Here is a 20542-nt window from a genome sequence, read left to right on the forward strand (position 1 = left end):
ACCCCAGAGTAGTGAGGAAAAGACCGACTAAATACCCCACAAAGAAAAATGCCAGTCAGCTTAACTGACTGGCATTACGCTTTAAGCGGGCCTTTTGCTAGAATAAAACTGTTACTTATTCAGGTAAGTTGTCGCAGTTACCGTCTGTACACTCACCGTATAAGTAAAGGCTGTGATGCGTTAGCTTCATCTTGTGTTGCTTTGCAATCATCTCTTGGCGTTCTTCGATAATGTCATCTTCAAACTCAATGACCTTGCCACACTTCAAACACACAAGGTGGTCGTGGTGATCTTTGTGACTGATTTCAAATACAGATTTTCCACCTTCGAAATGGTGGCGGTTAAGAATGCCTGCATCATCAAATTGGTTTAACACGCGGTACACGGTGGCAAGACCAATTTCTTCACCCTGTTCGATAAGGATTTTGTAAACGTCTTCAGCGCTGATGTGTTGGTTTTCTGGCTCTTGCAGAATTTGTAAAATTTTAAGGCGAGGCAGAGTGACTTTTAGCCCTGCTTTTTTCAATTCTTTATTTTGATCCATTACAACCTACTAAGAACGAGTGAATAAGTATTTGGTGGTTATTATAGGTAAGTTGAAACAATTTAAAAGCAAAACCGTGGAAACTTTGTTTTCTCGCTGAAAATTTATCCATTGCACCGGTGCGATAAAAATTGTTACTTCGATACAGCCCGCATGTTGTCTGGCCTGACCAGATTGTAAGTGCACGATTTATCTAACAAATGTGCAAAATAAATAAAACTTTTGATGCATTGAATTAACATCCTGTTAAACTAAACTTAAAAAGGCGATACAACCCTTTTTATTTTTTGGCATGTTTTTTTGGTGGAAGTGCCCATGCAGTTAACAATTATAAATAAAATCACGTTAGGCTTTGGCTTATTCGGCTGCTTATTATTACTTACCAGTATTCTTTCCTATTTTGGTCTTAGCGGAATAAAAGATTCTGCACAAGACGTTGTAGAGCAAAAGATGCCAGTTCAGACCAGCATGGTAAAAGTAAAGACTGAGATCCTCTCTTTATCAGTGATTACTGCCAACGGGTATCATGTCGAAAATAGAGAAGAGCTGGTCGCAAACAAAGAGACGTTTGATACTTTATCTTCCGCATTCTCTGACGACTTGTCTCGTTTAAACTCACTTATGCCAAATAACGCGGTAGCCAGTAACGCTGTCGACGTTAGTTTAGCCTACGTTAATAGTAGTAACGACATGTATACCGCTATCAACGAACGAATGAATATCGAGAAGGCTCTTGCTGCACAGCTTGAAAAAGTCTTAATGACGGCCGATGAAGCTAGTGCGTTAATGCTAGATCTTTCCTATTTAGAGGGAAATAACCCCAGTATTGAAACGCTAATTGGTGCGGGTACTGCAATAGACAACAAATTGCTCACAATGAATGATTCATTTATTGAACTCGCTGAAACCGATAACGCTACGCAAAGTGCGAGTATTATTGAAGATTTGGAATACCAATTGAGTAATTTGCAGGTAGATAAAGACTATGTAAATCGTTTGGCCACAGGGGTAGATGATGGCGGTACGATAGCTTCTTTTAACGAACAGTATGGTTTACTGATGGAAGCGGTAAACGGTGCAAATGGATTAATTGCTTTGCAGCGACAAAAGCTTTCTGAAGTAGACAAAGCGGCGAAAGCTCAGAAGGAAGCAAAAGAAGCGTTAGAAACCGCACTTGCCGACATTAATACTTTGTTTGACGCTGTCCAGAAGCAATCTCTTGAAGGGCAGAACGCTATTCTTGAATCTGTTCAGGCCAACCTTGTGCGCAATATCATTGTCGCGGCACTGGGCTTGGTTGCTGCAATATTTTTGGCGGTTATTGTAACCCGTAGTATTTCCAAGCCCCTTGGCCGTATCAATAAAGGCTTAAGTCAGCTAAGTAAAGGAGATTTAAGCACCAAATTGCCTCAAGAGGGCAATGACGAGTTTTCTGCCCTTTCCGCAAAAGTGAACAGCCTAACCGATAGTTTACGTGAATTGGTGGGTAATATATTAGAGCAAGAAAAACGCCTTATAGACATTACAAAAGAAAGCGTAGAGCTGGGTAATAAGAGCTTATCTGAGGTAGACAAGCAACGTGAGCAAGTAACGGTAACGTCTACGAATACAAAACATGTACAGGAAAAAAGCCGCAGCAACCTCGCCCAAATTAACGAAGCAATGGACGCCCTACGCGATATAACAAAGCAAAGTACAGACATTGGTCAATTGGTACAAAAAAGCAGTCAGCAGGTGGGTAATCAAGCCAAACAGGCGGAGTCTTCGGCGCAGATCATCAATCGTTTGGACGACAACTCTCGCAATATTGGCAGTATCTTAGACGTGATTAAAACGATTGCAGAGCAAACCAACTTGTTAGCATTGAATGCAGCCATTGAAGCTGCAAGAGCTGGTGAACAAGGTAGAGGCTTTGCGGTTGTTGCGGATGAAGTGCGAACGCTAGCCAACCGCACCCATGACTCTACGGAAGAAATTGAGCAGATGATTGGGAACTTACAAAAAGATGCTGCGCAGGCAGTAAAAGCAATTAATGCAGGGCGCGAACAAGCGCAAGAAGGGGTGGAAATTACCCAGCAAGTATCTCAACAAGTAGAGAGTATTAGAGAAATCATTGAGCGGTTAAGCGATATTAACGAACACATTGTGGCCGATACCGAACAACAAGATGTTTTACTTGGTGATGTTGCAAAAAGTTTGAACCGCATAGTTGCACTAGCCGACTCCAGTGCGCAAAGCACGCGCCAGTCGAACGAGTCGACAATGTTGTTGGACGCACAAACCGAGAGCTTGCGAAAAGCAGTAGAGCGGTTTCACCTGTAATCGCTGAATTAGCGTAACTGACAGCAGGCGCTGCTGATTAATTATCAAAAAAAACCGCTCATCAGAGCGGTTTTTTGTATTCTTTTTCGCAGCTGTGCTTAAGCAAGTTCGGCCAAGCAAAGTTCATCGTGAATTTGCTTGCACCACGCTTTAACGCGCGAGTCAGTCAGTTCTGGTTGACGGTCTTCGTCAATACCCAAGCCAACAAAGTGATTGTCGTCAGCCATGCCTTTAGACGCTTCAAAGTCGTAGCCTTCAGTTGACCATTGACCTACTAAAATCGCACCTTTGGCTTCAACGATGTCACGTACCATGCCCATCGCGTCTAGGAAGTACTCTGCATAGTCTTCCTGGTCTCCACAACCAAAAATAGCAACTAGCTTGTCGTTGAAGTCAATTTGCTCTAGTTCAGGAAAGAAATCATCCCAATCGCATTGCGCTTCACCGTAGTACCACGTAGGGATACCAAAGATAAGCAAATCAAATTCAGCGATGTCTTCTTTACTGCTCTTGGCAATGTCTTTAACATCAATTAGCTGTTTACCCAATTCCTTCTGGATCATTTTCGCAACATGTTCGGTATTACCCGTGTCACTTCCGAAAAATAGGCCAACGCTTGCCATATCTAACCTCTATTAATCGTTACTAATTAAACGCCTGTGCTTAGCCAAAACCATTCAATAATGCCCTTCGCAAGAAACCCTAATGCGCCTAAACCTAGCACACCGTACGTTACCACTCGTCCAATAAGTGGCACATCGTTCTTACGCAGTACATCGTGTACAGCAAAACCCATCAACCCAAAAAGGATAGATAAGCCGCCATACAGCATGATGGACTCAATGAGTTCGTAATTTTCTGCAAGCATAGTGTTGTTACTTAAAAAAATCTGGCGCAACTATATCACAGTATATACGCCTGTAAGAGCCTAAAACGTTCAAAAATAGGTAATAATAGTCATTCTCATCTTAAATGATGATGAAAACCCTTCTTTAAGACGATTTATTGAGCGTTCTTTCTACAACGGCGTTAAAGACCGCTGGCTTTTCTGCATGTAACCAGTGGCCAGTACCTTCTATTACATGTGCTTTAGCCTTGGGAAAATAACGCGTTATTTCATCGCGATAGGCTGGCGTAATATAATCAGACTCACTGCCCTTGATGAATAAGGTTACGCCATCAAATGTTTGATTTGTTTGTTCCCAATCAATAATGTGTGAATAACTTGCAATTAATCCATCGACATTAAAACGCCATTTCCAATCGCCATTTTCATCTTGATATAGGCTCTTCAATAAGAATTGTCGAACGCCTGGCTCTTTCACATGTTTAGCCATTTCTTTTTCAGCATCTTTTCTACTTTGAATTGCATCTAAGGGAACGGCCTTGAGTCCATCAAATACGGTTTGGTGGCTATGGTCGTAAGATACTGGTGCAATATCGGCGACAATGAGGTGAGAAACAACGTCGCCGTGGTTTAAGGCTAATCTCATGGCTACTTTGCCGCCTAATGAGTGGCCTAAAACCGCGCTTTCTCCAATATTAAGCGATTGCATAATCTCGAACACCCCATTTGCAGCATCGTCGACAGAAAATGAAGATGTCCATGGGGATTCACCGTGGTCAGGCAGATCAATGCTGATCACGTTGTAATTAGACTCAAAGTGGCGCTTAATGCCGGCTAAATTATCGGCATTTCCAAATAGTCCATGAATGAGAATCAGCCAGGGAGAGGTAGAAGCGCATTCCGAAAGTTTGTAGTTCAACTTCACAATATACTTATCCGTTTCTGAACATGCTGTTCAAACAAAATAAGGCCTGTAAAAACAGGCCTTGTTTAATTCACAATTTCAATTAATTAATGGCGTAATCGTCGAGTGACTTACCGCTATCTAGCGCTTCTTTATAAACGCGAGGCATGCGTCCAATACCTGTCCAAAGGTGTTCTTCACCTTTGCTATCAACAAGCTTGTATTTAACCGGACGTTTTTTGCCAACCTTTTTGTTTGTTTCTACATTTAATGCCTGTAGATCTTCAAAATTTAAACCCGCTTCTTCCATTTGCTTTTTAATAGCAGCGAGCTTCTCTAATTTTTCTTTCTCAAGCTTTTCTTGTTCTACTAATTTTTCTTTTCTTTTCTCAATTATACCGCTAAGTTTTTCTTGAATTTGTTCAAGTTCTTCAATGCTTAATTCCTTAACAGCACCTTGTAAACGTCTTCCATGGGTTAAAATATCTAAAAAATCGCTCATTAATTAACCTTAATACGTTGTACTTAATTTCTATTGGATAATAAATAAAAGTAGCACAAAAAAAAAGCGAGCCAAGCTCGCTTTTTAAAAATATCCGTTAAATAGCAAATTAATACTTTAAATTACATGTTCGGGTAATTTGGTCCGCCGGCACCTTCCGGAACTACCCATTTAATATTTTGACTTGGGTCTTTTATGTCGCAGGTTTTACAGTGAACACAGTTTTGTGCATTAATTTGGAACCGTTTTTCACCTTCCTCTTCAATTACTTCATATACACCAGCAGGGCAGTAGCGCTGTGCTGGCTCTGCAAATTTAGGTAAATTAACCTGCAAAGGAATAGACGGGTCTTTTAATTTTAAGTGGCAAGGCTGGTCTTCTTCGTGATTTGTATTAGATAAAAATACAGAAGACAATTTATCAAAGCTTAACACGCCATCTGGCTTAGGATATGAAATCTCTTTTGCATCTTTCGCTTCTTTAAGCTGTGCGTAGTCTTTATGTTCGTCTTTCATAGTGAAAAACAAATTACCATTAAAGATATTTTGCTCTAGCGTGTTAAATGCGCCACCCCAGAAATTTCCGAGTTTGTGGATAGCGGGGCCAAAGTTACGAGAGCGGAACAATTCGTCGTATAGCCACGATGATTTAAATTTCTCTGTAAAGCTTGTTAACTCTTTTACTGGTGCCTCAGCATTTTCTGAAATGGCTTCAAAAATACTCTCTGCTGCAAGCATGCCCGACTTCATGGCCGTGTGATTACCTTTAATTTTGGCAAAGTTTAGCGTTCCGGCTTCACAGCCGACGAGTAAACCACCTGGGAAGGTCATTTTAGGCAACGAGTTAAACCCACCTTTAGCGATAGCTCTTGCGCCATAAGAGACACGTTTACCGCCTTCAAGGTACTGTTTAAATACGGGGTGGTGCTTTAGGCGTTGAAATTCATCAAATGGGCTTAGGTATGGATTGTCGTAGTTTAGGTCTACGATTAGGCCAACGAACACTTGGTTATCTTCAGCGTGGTATAAATAGCTACCGCCTGTTGCATCGTCAAGTGGCCAGCCTGCACTGTGAACCACAAGCCCTGGCTGGTGCTTGGATGGGTCTATATCCCAAATCTCTTTAAAGCCAATGGCATAATGTTGCGGTGAACTGTCTTCGTCCAGCTTAAAGTGCGAAATGAGGTCTTTTCCTAAGTGACCGCGACAGCCTTCTGCAAACACTGTGTATTTAGCGCGTAGTTCCATACCTGGCATGTAGCCGTCTTTAGGTTCGCCGTTTTCACCCACGCCCATGTCGCCGGTAAGTACACCGCCAACACTGCCATCTTCATTGTAAATGACTTCAGAGGCCGCAAAGCCAGGGAATACTTCAACACCTAGTTGTTCAGCTTGTTCTGCCAACCAGCGACACACATTACCCATAGACACAATATAGTTGCCATCGTTGTGCATGGTTTTCGGGGTAATAGCGTTTGGTAACTTTTTCGCTGAAGCCTCATCATTAAGTAGGTAAATGTGGTCTTCAGTTACGGGTGTATTGAGAGGTGCGCCTTTTTCTTTCCAATCAGGGAAAAGTTCGTTTAGTGAGCGCGGCTCAAACACGGCGCCAGAAAGAATGTGTGCACCTACCTCGGAGCCTTTTTCGACCACACAAACCATTAGCTCTTGGTCTTTTTCATTTGCAAGCTGCATAAGCTTACAAGCCGTTGATAATCCAGCTGGGCCGGCACCGACGATGACTACGTCAAACTCCATCGATTCTCGTTCCACGGGAGGCTCCTTATGTTTGTATTTTTATAATGCACTATTGATGAAACAAATAATGCTTTGTGTCAAAAACATGTAAATTAATTGTCGTTTTGCAAGGTAATGCAGGTTGACGTTTACGTCAACAGTAAGTACATTGCAAAGCAGTTTACGTTAACGTTAACTGGCAGTGTATTATAACTGCTCGTAAACGTGGTGTTAACGGCGTTTTAAGGCTAGCCTTTAAAAAACGTACGTTCCACGGATTCTTTTTTAACGTAGAGCACATTGTTAAAGTTTCAAAAAGCGTGGTGAAGTAATACGTTTTTAATTATTAATAGTTAATTATTAATGAAACGTAATAGACACCGACGAACTCAACAATTGAGGTAAATATGAAAATACTCGTACCGGTCAAACGCGCGATCGACTACAACGTTAAGGTAAGAGTGAAGGCCGATGAGTCTGGCGTAGATCTTACCAACGCAAAAATGGCCATTAACCCTTTTTGCGAAATTGCTGTTGAAGAAGCCGTTCGATTAAAAGAAAAAGGTGTGGCCACTGAAATCGTTGTTGTTTCAATTGGTGATAAGAGCTGCCAAGAACAAATACGTACAGCATTAGCCCTAGGTGCTGACCGTGGTATTCAAATCGATACCGACCAAAATCTTGATTCACTTCAAGTGGCAAAGCTGTTATCTAAAGTAGTTGAAGAAGAGCAACCACAGCTTGTTATTCTTGGTAAGCAGAGTATCGACTCTGACAATAACCAAACAGGACAGATGCTTGCAGCACTTACTGGTATGCCGCAGGGGACTTTTGCGTCAGAAGTCGTTGTTGACGGCGAAAAAGTAAATGTAACCCGTGAAATTGACGGCGGTCTTCAAACTGTTGCACTTTCGCTTCCAGCGGTAGTAACCACAGATCTTCGCTTGAACGAGCCGCGTTATGCATCGCTTCCTAATATCATGAAAGCAAAACGCAAACCGTTAGACGTTAAAGCGGCAGCGGATTTTGGTGTTTCACTTGACTCAAACGTTAAGGTGCTAAAAGTGACGCCTCCGCCTCAGCGCGAGGGTGGCATTAAAGTGGCAGATGTTGCTGAGTTGGTCGACAAGTTAAAAAATGAAGCAAAGGTGATCTCATGAGCGTACTCGTATATGCAGAACACGATAATGCAAGCTTAAAGACTGAAACGCATAAGCTTGTGAATGCCGCGCAGAAAATGGGTGGCGATATTCACGTGCTAGTCGCAGGTGAAGGTTGCCAAGCAGTAGCTGAAGCTGCGGCGCAAATTGATGGTGTTGCAAAAGTACTTGTTGCTGACAATGCTGCATACAAGCATCAGCTTGCTGAGAATACGGCTGATCTAGTAGTAGAACTTGCTGCTGACTACAGCCACATTGTTGCTGCTGCAACCACTACAGGTAAGAACTTCATGCCTCGCGTAGCGGCTTTATTAGACGTAGCGCAAATCTCTGACATCATTGGTGTAGAGAGTGAAGACACGTTTGTACGCCCAATTTACGCAGGTAACGCTATTGCTACCGTACAATCATCTGACGCGAAGAAGGTAATTACAGTTCGTGCCGCATCGTTCGATGCAGCTTCAACAGGCGGCAGCGCAGAAGTTGCAGCAGTGGACGTTGTAAAAGGCAGTGATAAGTCTGATTTCGTATCGGCAGAGCTTACTGAGTCTGAGCGACCTGAATTAACTGCAGCAGAAGTGGTAATTTCGGGTGGTCGCGGTATGCAAAACGGTGACAACTTCAAGCTTCTTGAGGGCATTGCTGACAAGCTAGGTGCTGCTATTGGTGCATCACGCGCCGCAGTAGACGCAGGGTTCGTTCCGAATGATATGCAGGTAGGTCAAACAGGTAAAATTGTTGCGCCTCAGCTATATATTGCTGTAGGTATCTCGGGCGCTATTCAGCACCTTGCAGGTATGAAAGATTCTAAAGTCATTGTTGCTATCAACAAAGATGAAGAAGCGCCAATCTTCCAGGTTGCTGACTACGGGTTAGTAGGTGACTTGTTTGATGTACTTCCAGAGCTGGAAAATTCGTTGTAGATCGAATTTTAAGGTTAAGCAAAATAAAGACAAAAGGCTGCGTATACGCAGCCTTTTTTGTAGGGAATCGTTATAAAATAACTAGAGTAGTTACGGGTATGTTTTTTAATGGAACAATAATTTAAACGCGCACCACTGAGTTGTCTTCTATGCTCACAGGTGAGGGAATATAAGCATCTGCTTCCCAATCGTTTTCCCATTTTTCACCATCAATGAGATAGCGAAACTGGTACTCGTGATCCTTCTCTAAATCCACCGTTAACGTGAAGTCTCCACTTTTCAGTTTCTTCATCGTTAGTGGCTGTGATTTCCAGTCAGTAAAGTCACCACACAACGCTGCTTCTTTGGCGTCTTGCGCCGCTTCCGCATTTAGTCGAAATGTCACTTTGCACAGAGGTTTTGATTTAAGGTATTGTTTCTTAAGACTCATAATGTGTTTTCCCTTCAACGTAGCGAAATCATTCCCGAGGCTACTTCGCATTAAAGACTAAGCTCAAATAACAACCGCCGGTTAACTCATAATCAATGAGTGATTAAATAATCAACGAAAATCTGATAATTATCAATCTTACTTTGTATTCTTTTGATAATTTTTTATATTAGGGCGGCTGATTTTTATGTGTATTTTAAAAACAATTAACAGACACAAAATTTAACAATCTTAAGTGGGCACAATAACCACAAATCAGTACACTAGTGTTGAAACAATAATAATAGATTTTCGTGGGTTATCAGGTGGTATGTGAAAGTGCAATACATCGTTGCGTCCGTTTCACTCGCGTGGATTTCCTTCGTTCCTAGGGATAGTAAATGAAAAACTCCATCTTGATGAAAAGTGGCATTCCACTAATCATAGTTTTGGTCGCGTTTATCGCCGCGACAGTCATGATCAAATCACGTAAGCCACCAGAGCAAGTACCCGTGGAAATTCCTGCATTTTTGGTTGAAGCGAAAGAAGCAACAGCAGAGGCCGTGAGCTTTATCGTAAAATCTCAGGGTAACGTTGTTCCACGAAATAAAACTGCGTTAAGTGCGCAGGTCAGTGGCCAAGTAGTAAGTTTGTCTGATGTATTTATAGCTGGCGGTACGTTCAAAAAAGGGGATGTACTGGCAACACTTGAACAAGATGATTATCGCACGGATCTTAAGCTTGCAGAGGCTGAATTAGCTCAAGCGCAAGCAGCGCTTCAAGAAGAAATAGCTCGCGGCAAAGTAGCAGAGCAAGAATGGCGATCGGTAAGTAGCGTTGCACCGCCTGAGTTGGGTTTACGTAAGCCGCAACTGGCAAAAGAACAAGCAAACGTTAAAGCTGCAGAAGCCAAACTAGAGCGCGCAAAACGCAACTTGGCAAGAACACAAATTACAGCCCCTTATAATGGCATTGTGGTTGAACGTAATATTGACCTGGGTCAGTTTGTATCAATGGGCGCAGTACTTGGTACCGTTTACTCCACCGATACCGCAGAAGTCAGGCTGCCTATTACTGACAGCGATTTAATGTTTATCAATATTGCCGGACAATCCAATGACGGCGCTCCGGTTTCGTTGACGGCCTCTGTGGGCGGTGTGAAACGTACTTGGGAAGGTAAACTGGTGCGTTCAGAAGGTATTTTAGATACGGGCAGCCGAGTAGTATATGCCATTGTGGAAGTACAAGATCCTTACAATCTGAAATCTTCACACAATGCCCCCCTTCGTTTTGGTCAGTTTGTAGAAGCAGAAATCACGTCTCGTCAGAATGAAGAATTGGTGGTGTTGCCTCGTAGCATTTTACGTTTAGACAATACCGTACTGACTGTTAACGACAATCGTGAGATTGAAATAAAGCCTGTTGAGGTTGCGCGCACAACCGCTAAAGAAGTGTTTATTCGTTCTGGCATTGAGCATGGAAGCCTGGTAGTGAGAAGTGCCGTACCAAACCCATATAATGGCATGAAAGTTCGTCTTCCTGGCGATGAGCCTGTCCTTTCTGATGCCGCCGAATCAGATGCTAGCGAAGATACTGATAAAGTAGAGAGCACGTCCACGGAAGGTGAAAGCGAATGAGCCGTATTGATACCAATAAAGGGCTTATTGCCTGGTTCGCGCGTAACAGCGTAGCTGCAAACCTTCTGATGTGGTTGCTTGTAGTTGGCGGATTATTTGGTGCCTTCAGTATTCAGAAGCAAGTATTTCCCAATTTCGAGATAGACGTTATTAACGTTCGCGTACCGTATTTGGGGGCCGCACCTCAGGAAGTAGAAGAGGGCGTACTGCTTAAAATTGAAGAGTCAATTAAAGACCTAGAAGGTATTAAGCAGCTTAATTCCACAGCCGTTGAAGGTATGGGTACGGTAAGTATTCAGGTGGAAGAAGACTATGATGTTCAATCTTTACTTGATGAAGTAAAAGTACAAGTTGACGCTATTCCGAGCTTCCCCGCAGACACTGAAAAGCCCGTTATTTACCGTCAAAAAATACAACAAGACGTAATTTGGCTCTCGGTTTACGGTGACGCGTCTGAACGGGAATTAAAAGAGTTTGCCAAAGATTTGCGCGACGACATTGCTAACCTACCTGGTATTTCAAGTGTTCAAGTTGTTGGGGCAAGGGACTATGAGATTTCCGTTGAGCTTTCGGAAGTCGATTTGCAAAAATACAACCTTACATTCGCCGATGTCGTTGCGCGTTTAAGTCAAACCAGCGTTGACTTACCTGGCGGCTCAATTCGCACTGAAAATGGCGATATTCTGCTCAGAACGAAAGGGCAAGCCTATACGGGCTGGGATTTCTCGCAGATTGTTTTAGTAACAAACAGTAACGGCACGCGCGTGACATTAGGTGATGTGGCGTATATCAACGATGGTTTTATTGAAAATAACCAATATGCGCTATTCGACGATAAACCCGCTGTTAGTTTGCGAGTGCGTGCGGTAGGTGATCAAAACGCATTAGAAATTTCTGAGCAAGTTAATACCTATATTGAGAGTCAGAAATCGGAATTTCCGGCGCATATAACAGCTGATACGTGGGGCGACAGTTCGTTCTACTTAGCTGACCGACTTAACATGATGCTGGAAAACATGTTCTTCGGCGCGCTTCTGGTTTTCTTGGTACTTTCTTTGTTTTTAAAAATTAAGCTCGCGTTTTGGGTCATTGTGGGCTTGCCGGTTTGTTTTCTTGGCACCTTGTTAGTTATGCCGCTAGATATGGTTGGTGTGTCTATCAACATGCTTAGCCTGTTCGCGTTTATTCTTGTGCTGGGTATTGTGGTTGACGACGCCATTATCATGGGGGAATCGGCGTATTCTGAAATAGACAAAAAAGGCCATAGCGCTGAAAACGTGATAGCGGGCGTCAAAAAGGTCGCTATGCCAGCAACATTTGGCGTGTTGACAACCATTGCCGCATTCTCGCCCATGCTGATGGTATCTGGGCCGTTTGGAATTATTTGGAAAACCATCGGTATGGTGGTTATCGTATGCCTTATTTTCTCGCTCATTGAGTCCAAACTAATATTGCCGGCTCACTTGGTACACATGAAGCTTAAGCCTTACGATCCTGAAAAGGCGAATAGATTTCAAAAGTTCCGAGATTTCTTCAGCGAAGGTATTAAGACGTTTATAAACAATAAATACGCGCCATTTTTGGCTACAGCTGTACGAAATCGCTACACCACGGTTGCTGTGTTTATGGCTATGCTGATCCTCACAGTAGGCCTGTTCGGTGGTGGTATTGTACGTTTTGTATTTTTCCCGAATATTCCTAGCGATTTTATGATTGCAAGTTTCGAGCTTGAGCCAGGCTCATCGCTTGAACAGCGTGATAATGTACTGACTACGCTTCGCGAGGCCATGCACCGCATGGACGACAAAGTAGCTGAAGAGTCGGGTGAAAACGTTATAAAGCACGCCATTGCCTTTGATAACGGCAACCTTGGGGGAGAGATTTTCGCAGAGCTTACCAAAGGTGAAACGCGTACGCTGACAGATTTTGAAATTCAAGACATGTGGCGTCAAGAGTTACCAGAAATCCCAGGTGTTAAGTCGTTTAATATTAGCTCTCCGGGTGGCCCAGGTGGTGGTTCAGACCTGAGCTTTGAATTTAGCTCAAGCGATATTAAGGCCCTTCGTTCGATAAGTGATGAACTTAAAGAAGCGTTGGATAAATACGAAGGTGTTACCGACATTAACGACACCTTCTCAGGCGGAAGCGAAGAAATTCAACTAGCACTGAAACCTCAGGCTGATGCGCTAGGTATTTCTTTGCGTGATTTAGGTCAGCAGGTTCGCTTTGGTTTCTATGGTGCGGAAGTTCAGCGTATCCAGCGTGACGATGAAGAAATCAAAGTAATGGTGCGTTATCCGAAAACGGAACGTAGCTCTATAGAGCACCTTGAAAACATGCGTATCCGCGCGCCAAATGGACAAGAAATTCCATTTGAGCAGGTGGCGACATTTACAGTTGGTCAGGGCTTTGATTCAATTATTCGTGTCGATGGTAAACGCTCGGTAACCGTAACTGGTGCAGTGGATAAAGCGTTGCTTGACCCGTCAGAAGTAACCAATGATGTGATTGAAAATTTGATGCCGGATCTACTAGCGCGGTATCCCAAGGTGGACTTCCAGCTTCAAGGTAACTCGAAAGAGCAGGCTGACGCTATGATCAGCCTAATGCAGGGGCTTCTATTTGCGCTCTTTGCCATTTACACCTTGCTTGCTATTCCGCTTAAATCGTACAGCCAGCCGTTTATTATTATGTCGGTTATACCTTTTGGTATCGTAGGCGCCATTGTGGGGCATTTGGTGTTAGGTATGGCGGTAAGCGTACTTTCTATCTGCGGTATAATTGCGTTGTCTGGGGTTGTAGTTAACGACAGCTTGATCATGGTGGATTTCGTTAACCGTGCGCGCAAAGAAGGCATGTCGCTAATGGATGCTGCTATTAGCGCAGGTACTCAGCGTTTCAGAGCAATTATCCTCACCTCACTAACAACGTTTATGGGGCTTATGCCAATTGTTTTTGAGCGCAGTTTACAGGCTCAAGTTGTGATCCCAATGGCTATTTCATTGGCCTTCGGTATTTTGTTCGCCACGGTGATCACCTTGCTGCTTGTCCCAGCGCTGTACCTTATTTTAAATGACCTTAAAAGCGTGTTTAAAGGTCGAAAACATACGCAAGTTACGACAGAAAGCTAAATAGAAAATGCCGGTTGAAACCGGCATTTTTCGTTTAAGGAATAAAAATGAAGAAAAATCTAATATACGCTGCCATAGTAGCGGCATCAGCAGGTTTAACCTTGGCGTGTACAAGCTCGTATACCGAATCTACTAGTTCAGTGCAAGGTGAATCACAAAGTGGCGGCATGCCAAAAGTGTCCGACTATCCAGAAACCAAAACTGTGACTCAGCAAGACAACTATCATGGCACTGTAGTGAGCGACCCATACCGCTGGCTAGAAGAAGAAAAGAGCGAAGAGGTAAGTGCTTGGGTTGAGTCTCAAAACACCCTTGCTCGTCCTTACCTGGCTGAATTGCCCTCTAGAGAAAGATACAAAGAACGTCTAACAGCGCTGTGGGACTACGAAAAATACTCAACACCATATATGGTAAACGGCAAGCTGTTTTATTCTTATAACGACGGCTTGCAAAACCAATATGTGCTTTATATGGCTGACGGCGTTAACGGTGAGCCTGAAGTACTGATTGACCCAAATACATTGAGTGAAGATGGCACAGTGTCTATGGCGTCAACTGAACTAAGCCCTAAAGCCTCGTTCTTGGCCTACATGCTTTCTGACGGTGGTACAGACTGGAAAACTATTCACGTTCGTGACACCAGTAAGAAGTCGGATTTAACTGACACTATTAAAGGCATTAAGTTTTCAAATATCGCGTGGTTGCCCGATGAAAGCGGCTTTTTCTATTCACGTTACCCCCAAAATGAAGCTGGTAAGTATGATGATAGCCAAACCGTATCTATCTATTTTCACGCAATAGGTACAGCGCAAAGTGAAGACAAAAAGGTTTTTGCGTTTGACAATAAACCTACATGGAACCCTTATCCTTCGGTTGTTCAAGATGGCAAAACACTGCTCATTTCTGTGTTCGAGGGATATCAGGCGAATGGTGTTTATGCTAAATCGCTGGTAAATGATAACAGTGAGCTCGTTCCGGTTTTCGACAAATGGGATGGCCGTTACGACCTAATTGGCGAGCATGACGACGAGTTATTTTTCACATCTACAGCAAATGCCCCTACAGGTAAGGTTATTAAGGTTGATTTCGATGGTGGCGTTAAAGCAACGGAAACCGTAATTGAAAGTACATCTGATACCTTGTCGAGCGTTTCACTATTGGGTGAAAAACTTTTTGCTCAGTATCTAAAAGATGTAAAAGGGCAGGTAAGTGTATTTGATTTAAACGGCGAGAAAATAGATGAAATTGCGTTTACTGATATTGGAAGTGTAAGCGGGTTTTACGGAAGCAAAAATGCCGATACAACGTTCTATAAACTTACGGGATTCACAAATCCTGGCCAAGTATTTGCGTACGACGTAAAAAGCGGCGAGTCATCATTATTTAAATCCATCGATACAGGTGTTAATTATGATGATTACGAAACAAAGCAAATTTTTTACACCAGTAAAGATGGAACAAAAGTTCCCATGTTTATCGTGCATAAAAAAGGCTTGAAGCTAGATGGAAATAATAAAACGTTACTGTACGGGTATGGTGGTTTTAATATTTCACTGCTGCCCCGCTATTCAGTATCACGCATGGTATGGGTAGAGCAGGGCAATGTACTGGCCATAGCTAACTTACGTGGTGGTGGTGAGTATGGGCAACAGTGGCACAAGGCTGGGACTAAGTTAGATAAGCAAAACGTATTTGATGACTTTATCGCAGCGGGCGAGTATTTGGTTGAAAGTGGCTACACCACGCCTGAGAAAATGGGTATTCAAGGTGGGTCGAATGGCGGTTTGCTTGTTGGTGCGACCTTAACACAGCGCCCGGATCTCTTCTCTGCTGCCTTACCTGCAGTCGGCGTGTTAGATATGCTTCGCTATCACACACCTAGTGCAAATGCGCGAGCATGGTCCTCTGATTATGGGTTAAGTGAAAACAAAGACGAATTTGAAGCGCTTTATGCTTATTCGCCACTTCACAACACTAAGCCGGGCACGTGCTACCCAGCTACATTAGTTACTACAGGTGATCACGATGACCGTGTTGTGCCGTGGCATAGCTATAAATTTGCAGCTCAACTACAGGCTGACCAAAGCTGCGATAACCCAATTCTACTTCGTGTTGAAACTCGAGCTGGTCACGGTGCGGGTACGCCAACGTGGATGCAAATAGAAGGGTATGCCGACCAGTGGGCCTTTTTGGAATCCGCTCTCGACTAGCGCATATATACTGCTATTAAATAGAAGCCGCTTTAAAAAGCGGCTTTTTTGTTTGCATTTTAAACAAATGGACATATACTGTATAAATATCAGTATGGTTTATTTTGAGTCTTATCTTGGTTCGCTAAAAAGCGCAACGTTTAGGAGATAGTTATGCAAACAGGCATTAAAGCGGTTGATCAGCTTATTTCAAAACACGGCATTATGGCAGAATTCGGATCAGACACGTTTCAACGCCGTAGCCGCTTGACTGGGGGCGCCGAGCGTGCAAATGGGTTGCCTTTCTGTATGTATCAAAAGGTGGTACATGCCCCTTTGTCTCATCAGTTTACCGTGCATCACTTTTATATGCCGGGTAATAAGGGGAAATTAGCGAGCTTTTTGTTTAATGAAAAAGGGCAGTTAATTGAGCAGGTCTACTACCAGAAAGTTGCCCGCTGGGTGGAAGTGTGCAGAAAATTACAGCAGCTAGTACAAATGCCTACGTCTGATATTCATATGGCGGCGTAACAGGTAAAAAAAGCGGTAACGTTTCTCAACGTCACCGCTTTTCTACTAAATAGATAGGTAGCTACAATGGAAGAGAGTAGCCACTTAACTTTTCTTAGTAATATGTGTACTTAAACTCAACACCCCAAATACGAGGTTCGTTTACAATACCCGTTAAGTTTGCAAAGTCGATTGCACCTTTAACGTTGTCTTCGTCTGTTATGTTACGACCGAATAGCGCTACCGTGTAGTTGTGCGCAAAGTTCTCATAACCAATGCGTAGACCGCCTTCGAAATTGTCGTCTGTAGTAAACTCAACCGCTTCATATAGGAAGATGTTGGTTTCACCTTGGAACGCCCAATCAGTAAACACGAAGAATTCACCGTCATCACCCATAGGGATAGTGTAACGTGCAGTGAAGTTAAAGATTGATTCAGGTGCTTGCGGGAAAGGGTTTCCGTCAATGATTGCATTGAATCCATCTGGGCGCTCGTCAGTTACTGTACAGTAGCCAGTGAAGCCATCAGATGCGCTTGTACCACAAGGTGCAACCGTTAGAGAGTCATCTTTGATCTCAGTGTGGTTGTAGCTGTAGCCAGCAGTAAAGGTAAGTTCGTCAGTCGCTAGCCATTGAGCGTCTACTTCAAAACCATAAGCTTCACCTTCGTCAGCATTCACTAGCGCAGTAAAGTTGTTACCACCACCAATGGCCGAGAACTGCATGTCATCAACGGTATAGTAGAACGCAGCAGCGTTTAGACGTAGCGTGTCGTCGAATAGGTCTGACTTAATACCCACTTCAAAAGAGTTGATCGTTTCTGCGTCTGCAACTGAAGGTGCACCTTCAAATGCAACGTCACGACCTTGGATAGTTTGCGCTCTGAAACCATTAGCATAGCGAGCAAAAACAGACATGTCGTCAGTTACACGGTAGTTTGCACTTAGTTCAAAGCTTGTTTGACCGTCATCTACATTGATATCGTCATAATCTTGAACAGATGCAATACCTAGAACAACGGCAAACCCGTCAACGTTCTGTTCGCCAACAACAAGAGATTTCTTGTCGTGAGTGTAACGGATACCACCAGTAACGTTTAGCTTGTCGTTAACTTGGTAAGATGACTGACCGAATACCGCCCATGTTTGGTTTTCATGGAATACCGTAGTCGCGCCAAAGAAACCGTCGATGCTGGTTACGTTGAACGATGCATCGTAATAGAAAGCACCTACTTGCCAGTTCATTGGGTCGCTGGTGTTGCTTGCTAAACGAAATTCTTGCGTGTACTGCTCTAGATCGTCAAGGTTATCTTGAGTCACAAAGTTTTGTGAAGCAATCGCGTCGCCGTCGATGTCGCCAAGGCTAGAACCTTCAGCGGTTTCAATTGCAGAGATTGAAGTAAAGGTTACATCGTCCATGTCGTATTCTAATTTAAGTGATGCACCTAAACCTTCATAAGACTGTGGGTTGTTATCTGTACCGTTACCTTCTAGATCGCCGTCGTAGCTTACTGTTTCGCGGTCGTAGCTATCGTTAAGATCATTGCTGCCTTTATTAAAAACGTTTCCACGGAAAATTGAAGCAGTACCGTCTAAGTCGCGGCCGTGTACGTTGAGAAGTGCAGAGAAGTCCGCTGATGGCTCCCAAAGAAGCTGTAAGCGCCATGCTTTTTCGTCGAAGCCGCCTAATGCGTCGTTTTGACCTGTTGCTGCGTTGTCGATGTAATCATCACGCTCTTGTGACAATACCGAAAGACGGGCAGAAAGTTCGTCAGTAAGACCGCCGCTAATAGCGCCTTCGAAGTTCATTGTACCGTATGAACCGAAGCCTGCTTTCGCGTAACCTTCAACGTCTTGGGTTGGTTTTACTGTATCAAATTTGATGATACCAGCAGTGGTGTTACGACCAAATAGTGTACCTTGTGGACCACGAAGTACTTCAACTTGCTGAACGTCGAAAAGCGGGAAGCTTTTAAGTACCACGTTTTCCATTACCACTTCGTCCATGATAATAGAAACAGGTTGTGATGCAGCAAGGTCGAAGTCGGTGTTACCTAGACCACGAATATAAAAACGCGGGGCAACACGACCATTTGATGACTCAGCATAAAGGCCAGGTACGCGAACCGCTAGAGCAAGAATATCTTCACCGCCAGAGAATAGGCTTTCGAATTTCTCACCGCTTAGTGTCGCAACAGAAATAGGTACTTCCTGAATTGACTGAGTACGCTTTTGCGCAGTAACGGTAATCTGTTCAAGTGAGGCTTCTTTTTTTTCTGTCGTCGCGGCCTCTTGTGCAAGAACTGAAGAGCTGAACGCAGCACTAACGGCTAACGCTAGTGTGGCGATTTTGTGTGTTCTCATGTTTCCACCAAGATGATTTTAAATTTATACTTTTGTAGTGTTTTTAGCACAAAAATTAACAATCTATGCTTGGCTCTGCATTTTACACAAACTTTTACATAAAAACTTCAAATTTGTGCAAACCAAGGCGTTTTTCATCGAAAATGCACAATATTAGTTAGATTGAATATAACTAAAAAGCCTGTGTGCACAGGCATGGAACATCAAACTTAATAGAGAGATATTTTTTGGTGCAAGTAGTCTACTAACAATCTAAATCAAATTAGCCTCGCTTGAATTTCGCTCGGTATTGAGAAGGTGATAAACCAGTCGTTTTTTTAAATAGTCGAGTGAACGAGCTAAGGTCTTCATAGCCTACAGCGCTAATCACGATCTCTAACGGCATACTAGAGGTTTCTAAGAGCTTTCTCGCGTGTTCAATGCGCAGCGACTGTAAATACTGACCTGGTGTAATATCACACGCGTTTTTAAATCGGCGTATAAGTGTGCGTTCGGTCATATTATGCCGTAGTGCTAATTCGCTAAGCGTGCATTTATTTTGTACGTTCTTTTCCAGAAAAGACTGTACCGCTTTAATGTCCTTGTCTGAGTGAAATCGTCGCTGACGACTGCTGGCATAAATAGTTTGGCTTGTTCTGGACACATCCAAAACGTGGGATTTTGCCGTATCGCTCGCAATCTGATGACCACAGTAGCGTTCTATCAACAAGATAGATAAGTCAATCCACGCCATGCCGCCGCCTGCACAAAACACCGTATCGTCTTCAGTAACCATTTTCTCGGGTTGTAAGTTTACGGTAGGGTACATGGCCTTAAATTTATCTGCATATCCCCAATGTGTAGTGGCAATTTTATTATCCAATAATTCAGATTGGGCCAAAAGGAAAGTACCGGTGCAATTGGCGGCTATGTCGGCCCCCATTTTCTGAAGACGCCTTATATGTACAAGCAGAGGCGCTGTGCTTTCTAGCACTTCATCAATATCGCCACCAATGGTAGGAATTAACAAGATATCAGTCTGTGAGACTTCTTCGATGGCGATATTGGGCTGTAGAACAACTTGATTAGAGCAAAGAATAGGCTGCCCATGGTGACTGGCCAACTGTACTTTAAACTGAGGGTTGGTTGGTAAGTTGTGTATTCGCTGCCAACTAATACCTGCGAAAGCAAATACATCGAGGGCTCCTGTAATGGCAGATGCCAAGGCTTGGTTAAAGCCGAGTACGGTAACGGTGAACTTCGTGTTATTCATAAAAATAATTCGAGTTATAAAATAAGATAAAACTCAGTGATTGTTGGCGTGATTGGCCATTATTGTGTCATTAATGACAATGATGGCACGATAACGAATATGACACAATGTGTT

The 20542-nt window shown here is 43.3% G+C and carries 16 protein-coding genes; 7 read left to right on the forward strand and 9 right to left on the reverse strand.

All coding sequences use genetic code 11. The features are described 5' to 3' along the window. Positions 1-115 precede the first annotated feature (115 nt). Complete coding sequence (gene fur / locus WA381_RS07950) at positions 116-544, reverse strand: ferric iron uptake transcriptional regulator (protein ID WP_014949741.1); 429 nt, start codon at positions 542-544, stop codon at positions 116-118. Between the two features lie 315 nt (positions 545-859). Here fur and WA381_RS07955 point away from each other — a divergent pair, with 315 nt between their 5' ends. Beyond that, the gene (locus tag WA381_RS07955) at positions 860-2866 is read left to right on the forward strand and encodes a methyl-accepting chemotaxis protein (RefSeq protein ID WP_156086501.1); all 2007 of its coding nucleotides are present in this window, start codon (positions 860-862) and stop codon (positions 2864-2866) included. Positions 2867-2964: 98 nt separating this feature from the next. Here WA381_RS07955 and fldA read toward each other — a convergent pair whose 3' ends face one another. From fldA to WA381_RS07980, 5 genes are all read right to left on the reverse strand, one after another. Continuing rightward, on the reverse strand, positions 2965-3489 hold the full coding sequence (gene fldA, locus WA381_RS07960) for a flavodoxin FldA (RefSeq protein WP_014949739.1): 525 nt from the start codon (positions 3487-3489) through the stop codon (positions 2965-2967). A 26-nt stretch (positions 3490-3515) separates the two neighbouring features. Beyond that, positions 3516-3734 carry a DUF2788 domain-containing protein gene (locus WA381_RS07965; protein ID WP_012519093.1) on the reverse strand — a complete coding sequence of 73 codons (219 nt, stop codon included), beginning with the start codon at positions 3732-3734 and terminating at the stop codon, positions 3516-3518. Positions 3735-3858: 124 nt separating this feature from the next. Beyond that, positions 3859-4638 carry an alpha/beta fold hydrolase gene (locus WA381_RS07970; RefSeq protein ID WP_039236069.1) on the reverse strand — a complete coding sequence of 260 codons (780 nt, stop codon included), beginning with the start codon at positions 4636-4638 and terminating at the stop codon, positions 3859-3861. An 82-nt stretch (positions 4639-4720) separates the two neighbouring features. After that, complete coding sequence (locus WA381_RS07975; RefSeq protein ID WP_156086500.1) at positions 4721-5119, reverse strand: H-NS histone family protein; 399 nt, start codon at positions 5117-5119, stop codon at positions 4721-4723. Between the two features lie 122 nt (positions 5120-5241). After that, positions 5242-6891: an electron transfer flavoprotein-ubiquinone oxidoreductase gene (locus WA381_RS07980; RefSeq protein WP_156086499.1), complete on the reverse strand. Its 1650-nt coding sequence runs from the start codon at positions 6889-6891 to the stop codon at positions 5242-5244. Between the two features lie 371 nt (positions 6892-7262). Here WA381_RS07980 and WA381_RS07985 point away from each other — a divergent pair, with 371 nt between their 5' ends. Then, positions 7263-8015 carry an electron transfer flavoprotein subunit beta/FixA family protein gene (locus WA381_RS07985; protein ID WP_014949735.1) on the forward strand — a complete coding sequence of 251 codons (753 nt, stop codon included), beginning with the start codon at positions 7263-7265 and terminating at the stop codon, positions 8013-8015. After that, a complete protein-coding gene (locus WA381_RS07990) occupies positions 8012-8938 on the forward strand; it encodes an electron transfer flavoprotein subunit alpha/FixB family protein (RefSeq protein ID WP_075177384.1) in 927 nt (308 codons plus the stop codon). The genes WA381_RS07985 and WA381_RS07990 overlap by 4 nt, the downstream gene beginning before the upstream one ends. 121 nt (positions 8939-9059) lie before the next feature. On the opposite strand, the gene WA381_RS07995 is transcribed toward WA381_RS07990, so the two are convergent. Next, a complete protein-coding gene (locus WA381_RS07995) occupies positions 9060-9368 on the reverse strand; it encodes an isoamylase early set domain-containing protein (RefSeq protein ID WP_014949733.1) in 309 nt (102 codons plus the stop codon). Between the two features lie 380 nt (positions 9369-9748). Between WA381_RS07995 and WA381_RS08000 the strand changes: the two genes are divergently transcribed. From WA381_RS08000 to WA381_RS08015, 4 genes are all read left to right on the forward strand, one after another. Continuing rightward, complete coding sequence (locus tag WA381_RS08000; RefSeq protein ID WP_156086498.1) at positions 9749-10984, forward strand: efflux RND transporter periplasmic adaptor subunit; 1236 nt, start codon at positions 9749-9751, stop codon at positions 10982-10984. Then, positions 10981-14115, forward strand: coding sequence for an efflux RND transporter permease subunit (locus WA381_RS08005; protein WP_039225505.1), 3135 nt, complete (start codon positions 10981-10983; stop codon positions 14113-14115). The genes WA381_RS08000 and WA381_RS08005 overlap by 4 nt, the downstream gene beginning before the upstream one ends. A gap of 47 nt (positions 14116-14162) precedes the next feature. Then, positions 14163-16325: a prolyl oligopeptidase family serine peptidase gene (locus tag WA381_RS08010; protein ID WP_156086497.1), complete on the forward strand. Its 2163-nt coding sequence runs from the start codon at positions 14163-14165 to the stop codon at positions 16323-16325. Positions 16326-16478: 153 nt separating this feature from the next. Next, positions 16479-16835, forward strand: coding sequence for a hypothetical protein (locus WA381_RS08015; protein WP_156086496.1), 357 nt, complete (start codon positions 16479-16481; stop codon positions 16833-16835). Between the two features lie 94 nt (positions 16836-16929). Here WA381_RS08015 and WA381_RS08020 read toward each other — a convergent pair whose 3' ends face one another. Continuing rightward, entirely contained in the window at positions 16930-19176 is a 2247-nt protein-coding gene (locus WA381_RS08020; RefSeq protein WP_014949729.1) for a TonB-dependent receptor, read from the reverse strand. A 262-nt stretch (positions 19177-19438) separates the two neighbouring features. Then, positions 19439-20428, reverse strand: a complete 990-nt coding sequence (locus WA381_RS08025) for a GlxA family transcriptional regulator (protein ID WP_156086495.1) — start codon at positions 20426-20428, stop codon at positions 19439-19441. Positions 20429-20542 lie beyond the last annotated feature (114 nt).

This window comes from Alteromonas sp. CH_MED4-4 (assembly GCF_037029575.1).
In the GTDB taxonomy this organism is placed as follows: domain Bacteria; phylum Pseudomonadota; class Gammaproteobacteria; order Enterobacterales; family Alteromonadaceae; genus Alteromonas; species Alteromonas macleodii.